This window comes from Halanaerobium congolense, from assembly GCF_004366375.1.
Taxonomy (GTDB): Bacteria; Bacillota; Halanaerobiia; order Halanaerobiales; family Halanaerobiaceae; genus Halanaerobium; species Halanaerobium congolense.
In genome coordinates, this window is sequence record NZ_SOEF01000010.1 from 40003 (window position 1) to 56260 (window position 16258).

Genomic DNA, 16258 nt, shown 5'->3' on the forward strand with positions numbered 1-16258 from the left:
GGAGGGAATTTATTGCAGGCAGTAATTCTTGCATCAGATGACGGATGGCATATTGAAGAATTAAAAAGATCATTAAATAGAAAAAATATTAAGGCAGAAAGAGTCCCAATCACAGAACTTGGAGCAGGGATTGCATCTAACTTTCAGCTGAAATCTAGAGACAAGATATTAGATGATTTTGACTATATTTTTGTCAGAGTAATTCCCGGGGGCAGTCTTGAACAGATAATTTTAAGGATGGATATTTTAAATAGAATGGCTGCTCTTGGTAAAAAAATAATTAATAAACCTTCTGTTATTGAAAAAACAGTTGATAAATACTATACTCAATTTATTTTGGCTGATCACGGCCTGCCAACTCCAGAAACATTTGTGACTGAAGATTTTAGGCAGGCCTTAGAATACTGTGAAAAATGGGGAGATGTGATTTTAAAGCCTATTTTTGGTTCTCTCGGCAAGGGAATAGTGCGTTTAAAAGATGAGGATACAGCCTATAGAGTTTTAAGAGCCTGGGATGAGAATAATTTTGTTTTTTATCTGCAGAAATATATTGAGCACGGACAAAGTGATATTAGAGTTTTTGTCTGTAAAGGTGAGATCATTGCAGCTTCTGAAAGGTGTGGAGCCAGCTGGAAAACTAATGTGGCTCGAGGAGCTTTTAGCAAAAAAATTGAGCTGCCGCAAAATATTAAAGATATGGCTTTAAAAACAGCAGAAATTCTCAATTTAGATTACACAGGAATTGATATAGTTTTGGAGAATGGTAGTTATAAGAACGCATATATTATTGAAGTAAATAGTATTCCCGGCTGGTATGGTTTACAGCAGGTAACAGAATTTAATATAGCTGATAGAATTGTTGATTTAATGATTTAGACTTGACTTTTTGGGGGGAGAATATGCCTTTAAGTGATATAGAAATAGCACAGGCAGTTCAAATTGCATCTCTGTTGGAGGCCAGTACAGCTAAGCCAGGAAATGTTTATCCAAATAAAAGTTTTAAGGATTTAAATTATCATCATTTTTTATATAGTTCAGCTGCTGTTTTTCCAGCATTTTTAAATCTGGAGCATAAATTAGTGGGAGAAATAATTTTAAAAGGGGTCAAAGAAACCCATTCTTTTATTAGAACAAATACTAATTTGGGTATTTTGCTTTTAACTTCTCCCCTGGCAGCAGCTTATGTTAGTTTGAGACAAAAAAATTTAATTAGTGGAAAAAGTGAAGAAGAATTAAGAAAAATTCTGCAGCAGGAAGTCAGTGCAGTCTTAAAGAAACTAAGCAAAAAGGATGCAGAACTTGCTTATCAAGCAATTAATCATTCAAAAGCAGGAAACTTGGATAAGGTTGAAGAAGGAGATATTAAGGATCAAGTGGATCTGACTCTTTATCAGGCAATGGAACTAGCTCAAAGCAGAGATCAAATTGCAGCAGAATATGTCAGTAATTTTGGGCTGACATTTGATTTTGCCTATCCGGTTTTCAAAAAAAACCAGAATAAATTTACCAGGATTGAAGATGCAGTAATTCAGAGTTATTTAGAAATTTTAGCAGAATATCCTGATAGCTTAATTGCTAGAAAATGGGGTTATGATTTTGCAGCTGTAATTTCTCAAAAAACTAATAATTTACTAGAAAAACTAAAAAATATTAAAGATAGGCAGTTAAGAGAAAAGGAAATAAGAAAATTTGATGACTATTTACGTTCTAAAGATAAAAAAATTAATCCTGGTACCACAGCAGATTTTATAGCAGCAGTTATATTTTTAACAATTTTAATTTCTGGTAAGAAGATTATAAATAATTGGGCAAACTGGGGGGGAATAAAAAATGGATCAATTTAAAAGAGATGTTCAAAAAGAAAAGCCTCAATTAGTTGTAGGTTTAAATAGAGTTGGAGTAAAAAATATACAAAAAATTATTAGAATAAAAAATAATGGAAAAGAAAACTTATTTTATTCAACAATTGATATTTTTGTAGATTTACTGCCCCAGCAAAAAGGAGCACATATGTCAAGATTTGATGAAACCATTACTCAGATCATAGATGAGACAATTCAGAAAAAAGTGATGGTTATAGAAGATTTTGCAACTTATATGGCAGAAATGGCCAGAAAAAGACAGCATGCTCATCGAGCAGAAGTTAGAATAAAAGCCAAATATCCTGTAGAAGAAATGGCACCAGTATCTAAGAAAAAAACACAAAAAATAAATACAATAATGGGGCGAGCAGTGAGTACTAAAAATGGAAGTAGACATCTAGTTGGAGTTGAGACAAATGGAATGACAGTTTGTCCCTGTGCCCAACAGATGATAAAAGAATATGCAGAAGAAAAATTAGAAAAAGAAGGTTTTACAAAAGAACAGCTGGAAAAGGTATTTAAATATATTCCAATGCCTTCACATAACCAACGGGGAACCGGTATTTTAATGATTGGCAGTGATAAAAAAATTAAAGCCGAAAAACTAGTAGATATAGTAGAAAATTCAATGAGCAGTAAAGTTTTAGATCTTTTAAAAAGAGTTGATGAATTAGAAATTGTCAGAAAGGCCCATTTAAATCCGCGCTTTGTAGAAGATGTTGTTCGAGAAATGGTAGCTCTGACAATTAAAGAATTTGATTTTTTAAGTGATGATGACTATTTTTTAGCTAAACAAACAAATTATGAGGGAATTCATAGTTATGAAGTTTATGCTGAACGCAGTGGGACAATAGGAGAAATAAAAAAAGAAATTGAAAAAGCTGAAAATGATTATATAAATGAGGATTATATTGTAAGCTGTAATAATACGAGTACTGAAGAGTGGTTGGACTCAGATGGAGGCTGTTAAATTGAAATTATTAATCAGCATCAAAAGTGTGGAAGAAGCTTTAATTGTAAAAAATAGCAAATTTGATATTTTAGATATTAAAAATCCTGCGGAAGGTTCACTGGGAGCAAATTTTCCTGGAGTGATTAAGGAGATTATAGAAAGATCTCCAAATAGAGTTATTAGTGCAGCTGGAGGAGATCTGCCTGGACTACCAGGTTTAAGTTCACAGATTACCTTTGGCCTTGCTAATTTAAAGCCTAATTTTATAAAATTAGGCTTTTATAATTTTAATGATTTTGAAACAGCTGTAAAAATTATTAACGAGGCAAAAAATGCAATAAGACTAAGTGGTACTTCAGCTAAGCTGATTGCAGCAGCTTATGGAGATTATAAAGAAATTAATAGTTTCAATCCTTTTTTATTAAATGAATTAGCTTTTAAAACTGAAATAGACGGGATTATGATTGATACAATTAATAAAGACGGCAGAAGTTTATTTGATTTTTTAAAGCCGGCTGAACTTAAAGACTTTTGTCAGCAGGCAAAAAAAGCAGAAGTTTTTAGTGCACTTGCCGGTTCTTTAAGCTTCGATGATTTAGGACTTTTAAAAGAAATAAAGCCTGATATTGTTGGGTTTAGAGGTGCAGTCTGCGAAAATAATGACCGCAGTTCTAAAATTAATTCTGGATTAATTAATCAGCTTTATCAGAAGCTCCAAAATTAGTTAGAAAAAATAATTAGAAAAATTATTAAAAATAGATCTGAGGTTATTGGATATGGAAAAATATAAAATTATAGGCTGGGATATTGGTGGTGCTAATATCAAAGCAACAAAAATTATTTATAATCAACAAAAACAAAAGCTGGAAACCATTAAATCAGTCAGTAAATTTTTCCCGATGTGGGATCAAAACCTGAATCCCAAAGCTATTATACAGGAAATATATCATAATTTAGCTGAGGCAGATTATTTTGCTGTAACTATGACTGCAGAACTAGCAGATAGATTTTCTACAAAAATTGAAGGAATCAATTTTATTGTAGATTTATTTAAAAATAATTTTACCAATAAAAAACTCTTCTTTTTCAATAACCAGGCTCAGCTTTTTAATCCTCTAGAGATAGCTAATAATTTCGATAGACTGCTGGAACTTGCTGCAGCAAATTGGTCAGTTTCCGCTGCCTTTGCTGCCGAATTTAAATCTGATTTTGTTTTATTTGATTTAGGCAGCAGTACTATTGATTTGATTCCGGTTAAAAACCATCAAATTGCAGCCCGTGGTCGAACTGATGTAGAGAGATTAAAAGAGGCGGAACTTATTTATCTAGGGCTGTTAAGAAGCAATTTGAGTAATTTAACTAAAAATATTCCTTATCAGGGGCAGATGGTAGATGTTATAAATGAGTATTTTGCTTCTACCGCAGATCTTCACCTGTTTTTAGATATCATAACTCCAGCTGACTATTCTGTCAGTCCAGCTGATAATGGTGAAAAAACTAAAAAAGCAGCTGCGGCAAGAATTGCAAGGATGATTAGTCTTGATCTTAATTCTATTTCTGCTGGTCAACTGCAGTTAATTGCTGATTATATTTACAATCAGGAAATATCATTAATTTATTCTAAATTACTGCAGCTTTATTCAAGGTTTTCACTAGATTATAAAATACCTTTGATGATGAATAGGGAAGCTGCTCTCTTTGAGAATGATTTAAAAATGAGAAGTGATTTTAATTTTATAAGCTTAGAAGAGTTGATACCAGTACTGAAGGATAATACTTTAACTACTACTGCAGCTGCCTTTCTTCTGCTTAAAAAATTAACCAAGACTGATTTAACTAAATTAAAGGAGTTAGCTAATGACTGATTTAACAGTACTAAAAATTGGTGGTAGTTTTATTAATAAAGAAAAGCAAAAAGAACTCAAGCAGATTATTAAGGCCTTAAAAATGGTTGAAAATCACAAATTTATAATTGCAGCCGGTGGGGGAAAGGCTGCTGATTTAGTTCGCAGCTATGACAGTAATTTTCAATTAAAGGCAAGCAGTTCTCACTTTGCAGCAATTGCAGCAATGGAACTAAATTCATATTTAATTTCTGATTACTTTGATGACTTTTCTTTTTTTTCAACAGATTTCAACTTTAAAAAAAAGATCAATATTTTTTTGCCGCTTGCTTATTATAAGCAATTTGACCCCCTCCCTCATTCCTGGGATGTCAGCTCAGATAGTATTGCTTTAGAACTAGGCCAGAGATTAAGAGTTAATAACTTTTGTTTAATTAAACAAAAAATAATAGCTAAAGATTTAAAAATAAAAGCTGAAACTGCAGTTCAGGCAGAACTTTTAGATAACTATTTTCCAATACTTTATCAGCAGAGTCAGCCTGAATTAAAAAGTTTAATTATTAAGACAGAAGCAGTCAAAGACTTTGAATTTTTACTCAAAAATAATCAGGTTGATCTTTTAAATAAAAACTTTAAATTAAAAAATACTAACTTTAATCTGTTGTTTTGAATATAATTTTAGCTAGATAAAACTAAAATTGAGGTGTGAATTATGTCTGACTATGATAAAATTGATGCTTTATTAATTGGACTTGCTCTTGGAGATGCACATGGAATGCCTTTTGAGATGCTGAATCGCGCAGATGTAAAAAAACATAAAAAGAATTCGGGCTATGATTTGAATAATAACTTTTTTGTAGAGATTCCTGATTTTCATTTTTTAAGAAGAGATTTAAAAAAAGCTGAGATCACAGATGATACAATTTTGGCCAGTCATCTGGGCAGATATTTAGTAGAGAACAAAGGCAAGATAAATAAAGAAGATTATTTCAGCAGCTTGGGCCAATTTATTGATGAACAGAAATTAATAACAAAGGGAGTAATTGGTCCCAGTACAGGTAGAGCGGTGACTAAAATAATGCGTAATGAAAAATTTACAATTTCAGAAAGAGCAGGCTTTTCAAATGGTTTAGCTCTTAAGGCAGCAGTTTTAGCCTATTTCTTACCTTTAGAAGAACAGAAATCTAATTTAGAAAAAATTGAAGAATTAGCATATTACTCCCATTTTTCTGATGCTGCAATTTCAGCTGCTGCCGGTTTCTATGCCGCATTAGCTGCCGCCTTAGCCGGTGGTGATTTAGAACAAATTTTTGCTGCAGCCTTAGATTATATGGAGCAGGGAGAAAAATATGGACTCCAGACTTTTCAGCCTTCAAGTTATCAGAGAACAAAATTTTTACTTGAATATATTGCTGATCTAAATAAGACTGAAGCTTTAGATTTTATTGCTGAGGTGATGGGAACAGGTATCAATAGTTATGAATCAGTGCCGGCAGCTTTTGCTGTTTTTAAACTTTTTCCGGATAATGCAGCCAAAGCTTTTGCTGCGGCAGTTGATCTTGGGGGAGATACTGATTCTACAGCAGCGATTACAGGTGCTTTAATTGGAGCATACAACGGCATAGGAATATTTAATAAGAATTGGGTTGAAGAGCTTAATCAGGTGAATTCTCTTTCCTTAAAAGAATTAGGGAGGTCACTTTTTGAGTTAAGAAAAAATAAATAAAGAGGTGTTGCAGCCATGACAAAAAGGAAAATAATTAAAACAAATCGTGGGGATTTAGACTACAGCAGAAAAACATTGATTATGGGGATTTTAAATTTGACTCCTGATTCTTTTTCAGATGGAGGTAAATATAATGATTTAGATTCAGCACTCAAAAGAGCAGAAGAAATGGAAACAGCAGGTGCTGATATAATTGATATTGGTGCGGAATCGAGCCGTCCTTATTCTGAAAGGGTCTCAGCTGCAGAAGAAAAAAAGAGATTAATTCCAGTTTTAAAGGAAATTTTAAAAGTTACTACAGTACCAATTTCTATTGACAGTTATAAAAGCTCGGTCATGCGGGCAGCTTTGGAGGCAGGAGCTTCTATAGTAAATGATATAAGCGGCCTTCGTTTTGATGAAAAGATGGCAGCAACAGCAGCTGAATTTGAGGCCCCGGTAATTATTATGCATATTCAGGGCAGACCTGAAAATATGCAGGATAATCCCAGTTATCAAAATCTGATTTTTGAAGTTAAAAAATATCTGTGGGATGGAATAAAGATTGCAAAAGAAGCAGGGGTTAAGGATGAAGACATCATTATTGATCCAGGTATTGGTTTTGGGAAAAAACAAGTTCACAATCTGCAAATTTTAAACAGATTGGAAAGCTTTAAAGAATTAAATTACCCTATTTTGATTGGAACTTCTCGTAAATCATTAATAAAATTTGTTGTTAATAAAAATGAGGTAAATGAAAGATTATTTGGGACAGCAGCTACTGTTTCAACTTCAATTCTTAAGGGTGCTAATATTGTAAGAGTCCACGATGTAGCTGAAATAAAAAAAGTGGCTGTTATGACAGATGCCGTAAAATGGGAGGGCAATCATGGCCGGTAAAGATATTATTGAATTGAACGAAATGGTTTTTTTTGCCTATCATGGAGTTTTAGATTCAGAAAAAGAATTGGGGCAGCGATTTATTCTTAACTTTAAGGCCGAACTTGATTACAGTAAGGCTGCAGTAAATGATAATTTAGAGCAGACTGTTAATTATGCTGAAATATATTATAAAATTAAAGAAGTTTTTCTAGCTAAAAAATATGATCTTTTAGAAAGCGCGGCCTATAATATAATTAAGAATTTATTTATTGAATTTCCTAAATTAGAACTGATAGAAATAAAAATCAAAAAGCCAGCTGTACCAATTGAAGGCGCCTTAGCCAATGCAGCTGTAAAAATGAGCAGAAAAAGAACTGAGGTAATATAAATGAAAACTGTGTATTTAGGCCTGGGCTCAAATATTGAGCCCAAAGTTGAATATTTAAAAAAGGCAGTTATAAAATTATCCAGTGAAGCTAAAATTAATATCAAAAAGACTTCATCATTATATTTAACAAAAGCTTATGGTTATGAAGAACAGGCTGATTTTATTAATGCAGTTGTCTGTTTAAAAACAGAATTAGGGCCAGAAAAACTTCTAGAAAAAATACTGCAGATAGAAAGTGAATTGGGAAGAGTTAGAACAAAAAAATGGGGTCCGAGAACTATCGATATTGATATTTTGTTTTATGATAACTTAGAGTATCAGAGCCAGGATTTAATAATTCCTCATCCTGAAATTAGAAAAAGAGCTTTTGTTCTGATTCCACTAGTTGAAGCTGCAGAAGAAGAACTTTTTATTGATAATATCAATATCACTAAATGGCTTGATAAATTAGATTATAGTTCGGATGAAGTTGAGTTTTATAATGAATTTCCGGAGCTTAATCTAAATAAAAAGTGAACTCTTTTGAGGAAAGGAGATTCGACCCTATAAAATTTTTCTTTTCAGCTAAATTAAGTATTATTTCTGCCGGTTCAGATATTTCTGCTAAACCAATAAAAGAAGAACTTAACCTTGGATTGATTTCCAGCAGATAAAATCCTTTTTGATTGCAGATGAAATCTATGCCAAAATAACCATTTAAGTTTGAATATTTCTTTTTGACTAAATTAGCAAGCTCTTTTAACTTATGTTGATTAGGGAACCTATGATTAATTATGGAGCCAAAATAAGAAAAATCATCAGCTCTAATCAGCTGTTTATTGATGCTTAATATTCTTAAATTTGTTGAATTAGCAGCGAGAGACAAGCTTCCCGGTGTTCCTGTTATAATTTTTTGGATAATCTGTCCTTTATAATTACTAAGATTTAAGTTTGAAAATTCTTTTTTTGATTTGATAATTTTAAGTTCTGAACCCGCACTATATTTGGCTTTGATAACAGCTGGAAAAAAATCTTTTCTTAAATCAAGCTTGTTATTTTTAATTTGATAACTTTCAGGTATTTTAATATCAGTGTCTTTAAAATTTTGATATAGCAGCCATTTGTTGGCTGCTTTTTTAATGCAATTTGAGCTGCAGCCTAAATTATTAATATTTTTTGTTTCCATAATTTTAGTTATCTGATAAAGCAAATTATCTGTTTCCGGAGCAATAACTAAAAAATAATCACTTTGGCTTAAATCTAAATCCAACAGTTTTTCAAAATAAGAATCACATGAGCCCTCATCTGAAACAATAATTTCTATATCATGATTTTGATGGTCAATCAAATCTATATTTTCTTGAGCAATAAAAATAGACAGCTGTAGATCTTCAATCTTAGTAAAGGATTTGATTAAAGAATCCAGCATAAACTTCCCTTCTCTGTAAAAAGATTCTTTAAAAATACTATTTCTTTTTTTACTTAAAAAATATTCCAAAATAAAAACTTTCATAATTTTAATTCACCACTTTTTTATTGACTAAAAAAATATTATAATGTTAGTAGGGTATAGAAGTTGATTAATTTAAATAGACTAAATTAATCTTATCATAATTCTTAATTATTAAAAACAAAGAATATAATATTTCTTAAATTTATTATCTAAGTTATTTAGTTATTAAATTCATTATAAAAAAAGGTTTTGTAGAAGTATTATTTAATATATAATATATAAAGCCTTATAATTAGGTGATTAAAGGAGAGTAATTTATGAAGTTAGATCTTAGTTTAAATATTGAGCAAAAGCAAGAGTTGGTGATGACAACTCAGCTGCAGATGTCTATTGAAATTCTTCAATATAGCGCTTTAGAGCTCAAAGACTATATCGAAGACGAAATGAAAGAAAATCCTTTACTTGAGATGATGGAGTCACAAAGGGATATGAATTATAGGGAATCAAGTTTTAATTCTGTTCAGAAGCAAGATATAGAATATGAAAATTTTGTTGCTTATCAGCCGGATTTTTGCGAATATTTAGAAAATCAGCTTTTTGAGGTTCTCAGTGATGATGAAATTGAACTTGGGAAATTTATTGTAGGCAGTTTAAATGAGTCAGGTGAGCTAACCACAGATTTAGAAATGATTGCTGAAATTTTTGCTGCCGAAGGTTTTAATAAAGAAGAAATAGCAGAAGTTTATCAAAGAATTCAAAAATTAGATATAAACTATGACAGCAGTTTTGCTTCCTGTAAAGCTGAATATATTGATCCTGATTTAATTGTAAAAAAAGAAGATGGAAAATTTTATATCGAAGAAAAAAATACCGCTTATCCTACTGTTACTATCAGTTCTTACTATTATAATTTATTAAAAAATCAAGATGATGATATGATTAGTGATTATTTAAAGGAAAAATATCAGGCTGCTGTTTGGCTGATCAAAAGTATTGAACAGAGAAAGAATACAATTAGAAAAATTGCTCAAGCAATTTTAAAAAAGCAGATGGATTTTTTTGAAAATGGTTTAAAAAATTTAAAGGTTTTAACAATGGAAGAAGTTGCTGAAGAAATTGAAATGCACGAATCCACTGTCAGCCGAGCTACGACTGCTAAATATTTACAAACACCTCATGGAGTTTTTAGTTTGAAATTCTTTTTTAACAGTGGTATTGACGGTGTTTCATCAGTTAGTATCAAAGCAATGTTGAGTGAAGAAATTGAGGCTGAAGATAGCTCACATCCACTTAGTGACAGTAAATTAGCTGAAATATTTGCTAAAAAATATGAATTAGATATTTCTAGAAGAACTGTTGCAAAATACAGAAAATCTTTAGGTATTAAAAGTTCACGTCAGCGAAAAAAGAAATAAATTTTACAATTAAATAATGATTTTTTATTCTTAATTAGAGTTAAATTGTATAATTAAAGAAAATTATTTTCTTGACAGGATTACTAATCTATGTTAAAGTTATAAAAAACAATAAAACTTATCAAGAGTGGTGGAGGGATTGGCCCTTTGAAGCCCAGCAACCAGCAGTTAATTTTGCCCGGTGCTAATTCCAACAGAAAGATTTCTGAGAGATAAGGAGCAAGTAAATTACCCACTCCTATATTTACTTAGGAAGTGGGGTTTTTTATTTAGCAATGATTTTATTGTTTTTGAGCAGCTGTATTGGCAAAATTATTTATAATTATTAGTTAAATTAAATTTTGAGCAGCAAAAATTAGAGGAGGAAAATTTAATGAAATTAAAATTTGAAACTTTAGCACTACATGCAGGTTATGAGGCAGACAAAAACAGGAAATCAGCGGCAGTTCCTATTTATCAGACCACATCTTACTTATTTGACAGCACTGAACATGCAGCAGATTTATTTGCTTTAAAAGAAGAAGGAGATATTTATAGTAGAATTCAAAATCCAAGTAATACAGTGCTGGAAAAGAGAATTACAGAACTTGAGGGAGGAGTGGGAGCTTTAGCAGTATCTTCAGGCCAGGCAGCTGAAGTAATTGCACTACTAACTATCTGTAATAATGGAGACCACATAGTAAGCGGCAGCTCTATTTATGGTGGAACTCATAATTTATTTAAACATAGATTCAAAAATATGGGGATAGATGTTAGTTTTGTTGATTCTGAAGATCCTGAATCATTTAAAGCTGCAATTAATGAACGAACAAAAGCTCTCTACATTGAGACTATTGGTAACCCTTCTTTAGCTGTGCCAGATTTTGAAAGGTTGGCAGAAATAGCACATCAGGCAGGAATACCATTAATTGTTGACAATACTTTTGCTTCACCTTATATTTGTAATCCTTTTGAATTTGGGGCAGATATAGTTGTACACTCGACGACAAAGTACATTTCCGGGCATGGTAATTCGATTGGTGGAATTATAGTTGATAGTGGTAATTTTGACTGGGATACTGGTAGATTTCCCGAATTAATTGAACCTGATCCAAGTTATCATGGGGTTAAATTTCAAGAAGAATTTGGTAAAGCTGCCTTTATTACAAAGGCCAGAGTTCAGCTTCTAAGAGATTTAGGTAGTTCTCCCAGTCCGTTTAATTCGTTTTTAACCATCACCGGCCTGGAAACATTAGCTTTAAGAATGAAACAGCATTCCAAGAATGCTCAAGCAGTTGCTGAATTTTTAGAAGCGGATGAAAGAGTTGAATGGGTCAGTTATCCTGGCTTAGAAAGTCATAAATCACATCAGAATGCAAAAAAATATCTTAGCAATGGTTATGGAGGTATGGTTGCCTTTGGTATTAAAGGAGGTAAAAAGGCGGCTGAGAAATTTATTAATAAATTAGAACTTATTTTACATCTGGCTAATGTTGGTGATACTAAATCTTTAGCTATTCATCCGGCAAGTACAACCCATCAGCAGTTAAGTGAAGAAGACTTAATTAAGACGGGAATTTCGCCGGAATTAATCAGACTTTCAATTGGAATTGAAAATATTGATGATATTAAAAATGACTTAAATCAGGCATTAAAAACTGCTCAAGCATAGATTGGAGTGATAAAATTGCCAGTTAAAATTCAAAATGATTTACCAGCAGTAGAGACACTAGAAAATGAGAATATTTTTGTAATGAAAGAATCTAGAGCAACTCATCAGGATATAAGGTCTTTGAAGATTTTAATTTTGAATTTAATGCCTACTAAAATAAAGACTGAAACGCAAATTCTACGTTTGATTTCGAATACACCACTACAGGTAGATGTTGATCTGATGCATCCGGTAACTCATACTTCAAAAAATACAGCAGAAGAACATTTAATTAAGTTTTATAATACATTTGATGAGATTAAGGAAAATAAATATGATGGAATGATAATTACCGGAGCTCCAGTTGAAACTTTTGAATTTGAGGAAGTAGATTACTGGGAGGAACTGCAGCAGATTATGGATTGGAGCCTGCATAATGTTTACTCTACCTTCCATATTTGCTGGGGAAGTCAGGCAGCTCTATATCATCATTATGGTGTGGGAAAATATCCGCTATCAGAAAAAATGTTTGGGATTTTTGAGCATTATAAAAATAAAAAACATATAAAATTGATGAGGGGCTTTGATGATCTGTTTTATGTTCCTCATTCAAGGCATACTGAAATAAGAAAAGAAGATATAGAAGAAGTAGAAGCGTTAAATATTTTATCAGAGTCAAAAGAAGCGGGAATATATTTATTAGAAAGCAGAAATGGTAGACAAATATTTGCTACCGGTCATTCAGAATATGATCGAGAAAGTTTGGCAGATGAATATTTTAGAGATCTGGAAAAAGGAATGGATATTAAAGTTCCTAAAAATTATTTCAGAGATGATGATCCAGATAAAGAAATATTAATGCGCTGGCACAGTCATGCTAATCTCTTGTTTTTTAACTGGTTAAATTATTATGTATATCAGGAAACTCCCTTTGACTTAAGCAAATTAAAATAAAAAAGTAAAGCTCTCTATCTAGACAAATATTTTAATTCTCCCCTAAATAATGTATAATAGTAATAAAGATTATGAATTTTCACATAAACACTTAAAATCTTTAGTTACATGATTAAGGGGGAAAATATAATGAAATTTCGAAAACTAGGTAAAACGGGTTTTAAAGTTTCTGAAGTTTCTTTTGGTGGCTGGGCAATTGGTGGTTCCTGGGGCGATGTTGATGATAAGCAGTCAATGGCAGCTTTGAGAGAAGCAGTAAATCAGGGAATTAACTTTTTCGATACTGCTGATGTATATGGTGATGGCCGCAGTGAGCGTTTAATGGCTAAACTAAAAAAAGAAACTAACCAAAAGATATATATTGCCACTAAAGCAGGAAGAAGACTTGATCCTCATATAGCTGAAGGTTATAATAAAGAAAATCTAAATAGATTTGTGGACCGCAGCCTTCAGAATTTGGATGTAAATACTATTGATTTACTGCAGCTGCACTGTCCGCCAACAGAAGTATATTACCAGGAAGAAGTATTCGATGCTTTAGAAGAGATGGTTATGGCTGGAAAAATTAAAAACTATGGTGTTAGTGTAGAAAAAGTAGAAGAAGCTTTAAAGGCACTGGAATATGATAATTTGGCTACTGTACAGATTATATACAATATGTTCAGACATAAACCCGGGGATGAATTTTTAGCTAAGGCAAAAGAAAAAAATGTAGGAATTATCTGCAGAGTACCACTTGCAAGTGGATTATTGACAGGTAAATTTTCTCAAGATTCAACTTTTGCTGAAGATGACCACCGAAATTTTAACCGTCATGGCGAGGCATTTGACAAAGGAGAAACCTTTTCAGGTGTGGACTTTGAGCTGGGATTAAAAGCAGTGGAAGAATTAGAAAAGATCAAACCCGAAGGTTTAACAATGGCCCAATTTGCTCTTAAATGGATTTTAATGAATGATGCTGTTAGCTGTGTGATTCCAGGTGGTAAAAAGCCGTGGCAGGTAAGAGATAATGCTGCAGCTTCTGAAGCTGATGATCTTTCTGAGAAAGTAATGGAAAGAGTAGATGAAATTTATAATGAATACATCAGAGATAGTGTTCACCATCTTTGGTAAAATATTATAATGAATGAACCTTAAGGGTCAAAAAGTGCATAGGTAACAATCTTCCGAAAAATCTTGACAAGTGATTTAAAAGATGTATAATGTAAGTAGTATGATAAGTATAAGTAAATCACTAATAATAAGTATAATAATAAGTTTATAAGAAAGGGTGATTGTATATGTTTAATAGCATGTTCAGATTTATGAAAGAGGCTAAACTTGAATCTCCTGAGAATCAAGAAAAGCTGAATGCATTTAAAAATTTAGGTAACTACTAATATGAATTTTGATAATTAAGCCATCCTTTCGGGTGGCTTTTTTCTTTATTTATAAATTTTTGTCATTTACCTCTTCATATATTATAATAATAGGTAGAAATGAAAATAAATAGGAGGTATATTGATGAGTACACATATTGGAGCTAAAAAAGGAGAAATTGCTGAAACAATTTTATTACCTGGGGATCCGTTAAGAGCTAAATTCATCGCTGAAAATTATTTAGAAGATGTTAAACAATATAATGATGTTAGAGGAATGTACGGGTTTACTGGAACGTATAAAGGAAAAAGGGTTTCAACTCAGGGTACAGGTATGGGAATGCCTTCTTTGTCTATTTATGTTAATGAACTAATTAGGGATTATGGAGTTAAAAATTTAATTAGAGTTGGTTCTTGTGGTTCTTTTAATGAAGAAGCTAAAGTTAGAGATGTAATTTTGGTTAAAGCAGCCTGCAGTAACTCTAATCTTAATAAAATGCGTTTTGATGGTAAGGATTTTGCACCTGCTTCTAGTTTTAAGCTGCTTTCAAAAGCTTATCAGGCAGCACAAGAGCAGGGAACTGAGGTTAAAGTAGGTACAATTTTAAGTTCAGATTCTTTTTACAATGATGATAATGAAGCCTGGAAAAAGTGGAGAGAATATGGAGTCTTAGGAGTGGAAATGGAATCTGCTGAATTATTAACTTTAGCAGCCAAATATGATGTTGATGCTTTAAGTATTCTCACAGTTAGTGACTCTTTAGTAACCGGCAAAGAAACAACCTCAGAAGAAAGAGAAAAGACATTTACAGATATGATGGAGATTGCTTTAGAATTAGCAGAGTAGTCTTTATTTAAATATTTTAATTATTATGCTGTCAGTTCTTTATCTGGACTGGCAGTTTTTTAATTAGCTAGGAAATTATACCTGATGGTTTGTTGTAGATAATATTTATAGTTTCATAATTTCCGCTATCAACAAAATTTAACCTTACTATATTACAGATTGTCCGAAGGACATTTTGTTCATTTTAATGATATTTTAAGCGATAAATGGTATAATATTATCAGAGATAATTATAAGTTAATTAAATTATATTTATAAATTGTAAAAAGCTTAGCTGAATACTTTTGTTTCTAATGTAATAATTATTAAAAGTATCAAAAAGTGAAAGTAGAGAGAATGGAGGTTTAAAGATGAGAAAAGAAGAGCAGGTTTCATTTTATTCTCATTTTGTTGGTTTTATACTGGCTTTAATTGGTTTAGTTCTGTTAATATTTAGGGCTTTAGAGAGTCCTGATAAAATAATTATAGCTGCAGTTTATGGTGCTTCAGTAGCATTTTTATTCTTAGCCAGTTCTTTGTATCATGCTTTTAAAAAAGAAGATGATGAAAATTCCATCTGGCGCAAGCTAGATCATTTTGCAATTTTCGTAATGATTGCTGGTTCCTACACACCAGTGGCCTATCTTTATTTAGAAGGCTGGCTGAAGTGGACAATAATTGCAGTTCAGTGGGGATTGGTCTTAGGAGGTTTTTTCCTAAAGTTTATGTATTTTAAAACTCCAAGAATTTTATATACTATAGTTTATCTTTTAATGGGTTGGGTTGGTATTTTTGCTTTTCACCAACTGTTTATGACAATGCCAACTGCTAATTTGATTTTGATGTTTGCTGGTGGTTTATCTTTTACTGCAGGAGCTGTATTTTATATTATAAAAAAACCAAAAATTACACCGATGTTTGGTTTTCATGAAATTTTTCATTTCTTTATCTTAGCAGGAGGAATACTGCATTATATTATGGTATTTATTGCTCTAGGATAATAGATTATT

17 protein-coding genes and 1 riboswitch are annotated in these 16258 nt (G+C 31.8%); of the genes, 16 read left to right on the forward strand and 1 reads right to left on the reverse strand.

The features are described from left to right. Positions 1–12 precede the first annotated feature (12 nt). Genes C7954_RS05085 through folK form a run of 10 tightly spaced genes read left to right on the forward strand, consistent with a single transcriptional unit; the run spans position 13 to position 8149 of the window. Positions 13–876 carry an ATP-grasp domain-containing protein gene (locus tag C7954_RS05085; RefSeq protein WP_089656014.1) on the forward strand — a complete coding sequence of 288 codons (864 nt, stop codon included), beginning with the start codon at positions 13–15 and terminating at the stop codon, positions 874–876. 23 nt (positions 877–899) lie between these two features. Then, entirely contained in the window at positions 900–1844 is a 945-nt protein-coding gene (locus tag C7954_RS05090; protein WP_073160023.1) for a triphosphoribosyl-dephospho-CoA synthase, read from the forward strand. Next, a complete protein-coding gene (gene mptA, locus C7954_RS05095) occupies positions 1831–2832 on the forward strand; it encodes a GTP cyclohydrolase MptA (RefSeq protein WP_133505866.1) in 1002 nt (333 codons plus the stop codon). Before C7954_RS05090 ends, mptA begins: the two co-directional genes overlap by 14 nt. A 1-nt stretch (position 2833) precedes the next feature. Next, positions 2834–3538 carry a (5-formylfuran-3-yl)methyl phosphate synthase gene (locus C7954_RS05100; RefSeq protein ID WP_089656017.1) on the forward strand — a complete coding sequence of 235 codons (705 nt, stop codon included), beginning with the start codon at positions 2834–2836 and terminating at the stop codon, positions 3536–3538. 52 nt (positions 3539–3590) lie between these two features. Next, entirely contained in the window at positions 3591–4679 is a 1089-nt protein-coding gene (locus tag C7954_RS05105) for a hydantoinase/oxoprolinase family protein (protein WP_134058952.1), read from the forward strand. Continuing rightward, positions 4672–5328, forward strand: a complete 657-nt coding sequence (locus C7954_RS05110; protein ID WP_073160031.1) for an amino acid kinase family protein — start codon at positions 4672–4674, stop codon at positions 5326–5328. Before C7954_RS05105 ends, C7954_RS05110 begins: the two co-directional genes overlap by 8 nt. Before the next feature lie 42 nt (positions 5329–5370). Then, positions 5371–6384 carry an ADP-ribosylglycohydrolase family protein gene (locus tag C7954_RS05115; RefSeq protein ID WP_073160033.1) on the forward strand — a complete coding sequence of 338 codons (1014 nt, stop codon included), beginning with the start codon at positions 5371–5373 and terminating at the stop codon, positions 6382–6384. Positions 6385–6399: 15 nt separating this feature from the next. Further along, complete coding sequence (gene folP, locus C7954_RS05120) at positions 6400–7263, forward strand: dihydropteroate synthase (RefSeq protein ID WP_134058955.1); 864 nt, start codon at positions 6400–6402, stop codon at positions 7261–7263. Beyond that, the gene (gene folB, locus C7954_RS05125; RefSeq protein ID WP_073160036.1) at positions 7253–7633 is read left to right on the forward strand and encodes a dihydroneopterin aldolase; all 381 of its coding nucleotides are present in this window, start codon (positions 7253–7255) and stop codon (positions 7631–7633) included. The genes folP and folB overlap by 11 nt, the downstream gene beginning before the upstream one ends. Further along, the gene (gene folK / locus C7954_RS05130; protein ID WP_089720590.1) at positions 7634–8149 is read left to right on the forward strand and encodes a 2-amino-4-hydroxy-6-hydroxymethyldihydropteridine diphosphokinase; all 516 of its coding nucleotides are present in this window, start codon (positions 7634–7636) and stop codon (positions 8147–8149) included. It abuts the gene before it with no gap. Here folK and C7954_RS05135 read toward each other — a convergent pair. Continuing rightward, positions 8130–9125: an ATP-grasp domain-containing protein gene (locus C7954_RS05135; protein ID WP_134058958.1), complete on the reverse strand. Its 996-nt coding sequence runs from the start codon at positions 9123–9125 to the stop codon at positions 8130–8132. The two genes, folK and C7954_RS05135, sit on opposite strands and share 20 nt — an antisense overlap. A 257-nt stretch (positions 9126–9382) precedes the next feature. On the opposite strand from C7954_RS05135, the gene C7954_RS05140 reads away from it, so the two are divergent. From C7954_RS05140 to trhA, 6 genes are all read left to right on the forward strand, one after another. After that, positions 9383–10480 (forward strand): RNA polymerase factor sigma-54, encoded by a 1098-nt coding sequence (locus C7954_RS05140; RefSeq protein ID WP_089716795.1) that lies wholly within the window; start codon positions 9383–9385, stop codon positions 10478–10480. Positions 10481–10595: 115 nt separating this feature from the next. Beyond that, a riboswitch (SAM riboswitch) is annotated at positions 10596–10699 on the forward strand. 154 nt (positions 10700–10853) lie between these two features. After that, positions 10854–12131, forward strand: coding sequence for an O-acetylhomoserine aminocarboxypropyltransferase/cysteine synthase family protein (locus C7954_RS05145; protein ID WP_073160044.1), 1278 nt, complete (start codon positions 10854–10856; stop codon positions 12129–12131). Positions 12132–12146: 15 nt separating this feature from the next. Beyond that, on the forward strand, positions 12147–13064 hold the full coding sequence (gene metA, locus C7954_RS05150) for a homoserine O-acetyltransferase MetA (RefSeq protein WP_134058961.1): 918 nt from the start codon (positions 12147–12149) through the stop codon (positions 13062–13064). 129 nt (positions 13065–13193) lie between these two features. Beyond that, positions 13194–14177: an aldo/keto reductase gene (locus C7954_RS05155; RefSeq protein ID WP_073160048.1), complete on the forward strand. Its 984-nt coding sequence runs from the start codon at positions 13194–13196 to the stop codon at positions 14175–14177. 390 nt (positions 14178–14567) lie between these two features. Then, positions 14568–15269, forward strand: a complete 702-nt coding sequence (gene deoD, locus C7954_RS05160) for a purine-nucleoside phosphorylase (RefSeq protein ID WP_089719398.1) — start codon at positions 14568–14570, stop codon at positions 15267–15269. Between the two features lie 350 nt (positions 15270–15619). Continuing rightward, positions 15620–16249: a PAQR family membrane homeostasis protein TrhA gene (gene trhA / locus C7954_RS05165; protein ID WP_089719400.1), complete on the forward strand. Its 630-nt coding sequence runs from the start codon at positions 15620–15622 to the stop codon at positions 16247–16249. Positions 16250–16258 lie beyond the last annotated feature (9 nt).

What these genes read in the sequence shown, in the direction of transcription:
- C7954_RS05090 (WP_073160023.1), top strand. Translation starts at nt 900, where the DNA reads ATGCCTTTAAGTGATATAGAAATAGCACAGGCAGTTCAAATTGCATCT.
- mptA (WP_133505866.1), top strand. Translation starts at nt 1,831, where the DNA reads ATGGATCAATTTAAAAGAGATGTTCAAAAAGAAAAGCCTCAATTAGTT.
- C7954_RS05105 (WP_134058952.1), top strand. Translation starts at nt 3,591, where the DNA reads ATGGAAAAATATAAAATTATAGGCTGGGATATTGGTGGTGCTAATATC.
- C7954_RS05110 (WP_073160031.1), top strand. Translation starts at nt 4,672, where the DNA reads ATGACTGATTTAACAGTACTAAAAATTGGTGGTAGTTTTATTAATAAA.
- C7954_RS05115 (WP_073160033.1), top strand. Translation starts at nt 5,371, where the DNA reads ATGTCTGACTATGATAAAATTGATGCTTTATTAATTGGACTTGCTCTT.
- folP (WP_134058955.1), top strand. Translation starts at nt 6,400, where the DNA reads ATGACAAAAAGGAAAATAATTAAAACAAATCGTGGGGATTTAGACTAC.
- folB (WP_073160036.1), top strand. Translation starts at nt 7,253, where the DNA reads ATGGCCGGTAAAGATATTATTGAATTGAACGAAATGGTTTTTTTTGCC.
- folK (WP_089720590.1), top strand. Translation starts at nt 7,634, where the DNA reads ATGAAAACTGTGTATTTAGGCCTGGGCTCAAATATTGAGCCCAAAGTT.
- C7954_RS05135 (WP_134058958.1), bottom strand. Translation starts at nt 9,125, where the DNA reads ATGAAAGTTTTTATTTTGGAATATTTTTTAAGTAAAAAAAGAAATAGT.
- C7954_RS05140 (WP_089716795.1), top strand. Translation starts at nt 9,383, where the DNA reads ATGAAGTTAGATCTTAGTTTAAATATTGAGCAAAAGCAAGAGTTGGTG.
- C7954_RS05145 (WP_073160044.1), top strand. Translation starts at nt 10,854, where the DNA reads ATGAAATTAAAATTTGAAACTTTAGCACTACATGCAGGTTATGAGGCA.
- C7954_RS05155 (WP_073160048.1), top strand. Translation starts at nt 13,194, where the DNA reads ATGAAATTTCGAAAACTAGGTAAAACGGGTTTTAAAGTTTCTGAAGTT.
- deoD (WP_089719398.1), top strand. Translation starts at nt 14,568, where the DNA reads ATGAGTACACATATTGGAGCTAAAAAAGGAGAAATTGCTGAAACAATT.
- trhA (WP_089719400.1), top strand. Translation starts at nt 15,620, where the DNA reads ATGAGAAAAGAAGAGCAGGTTTCATTTTATTCTCATTTTGTTGGTTTT.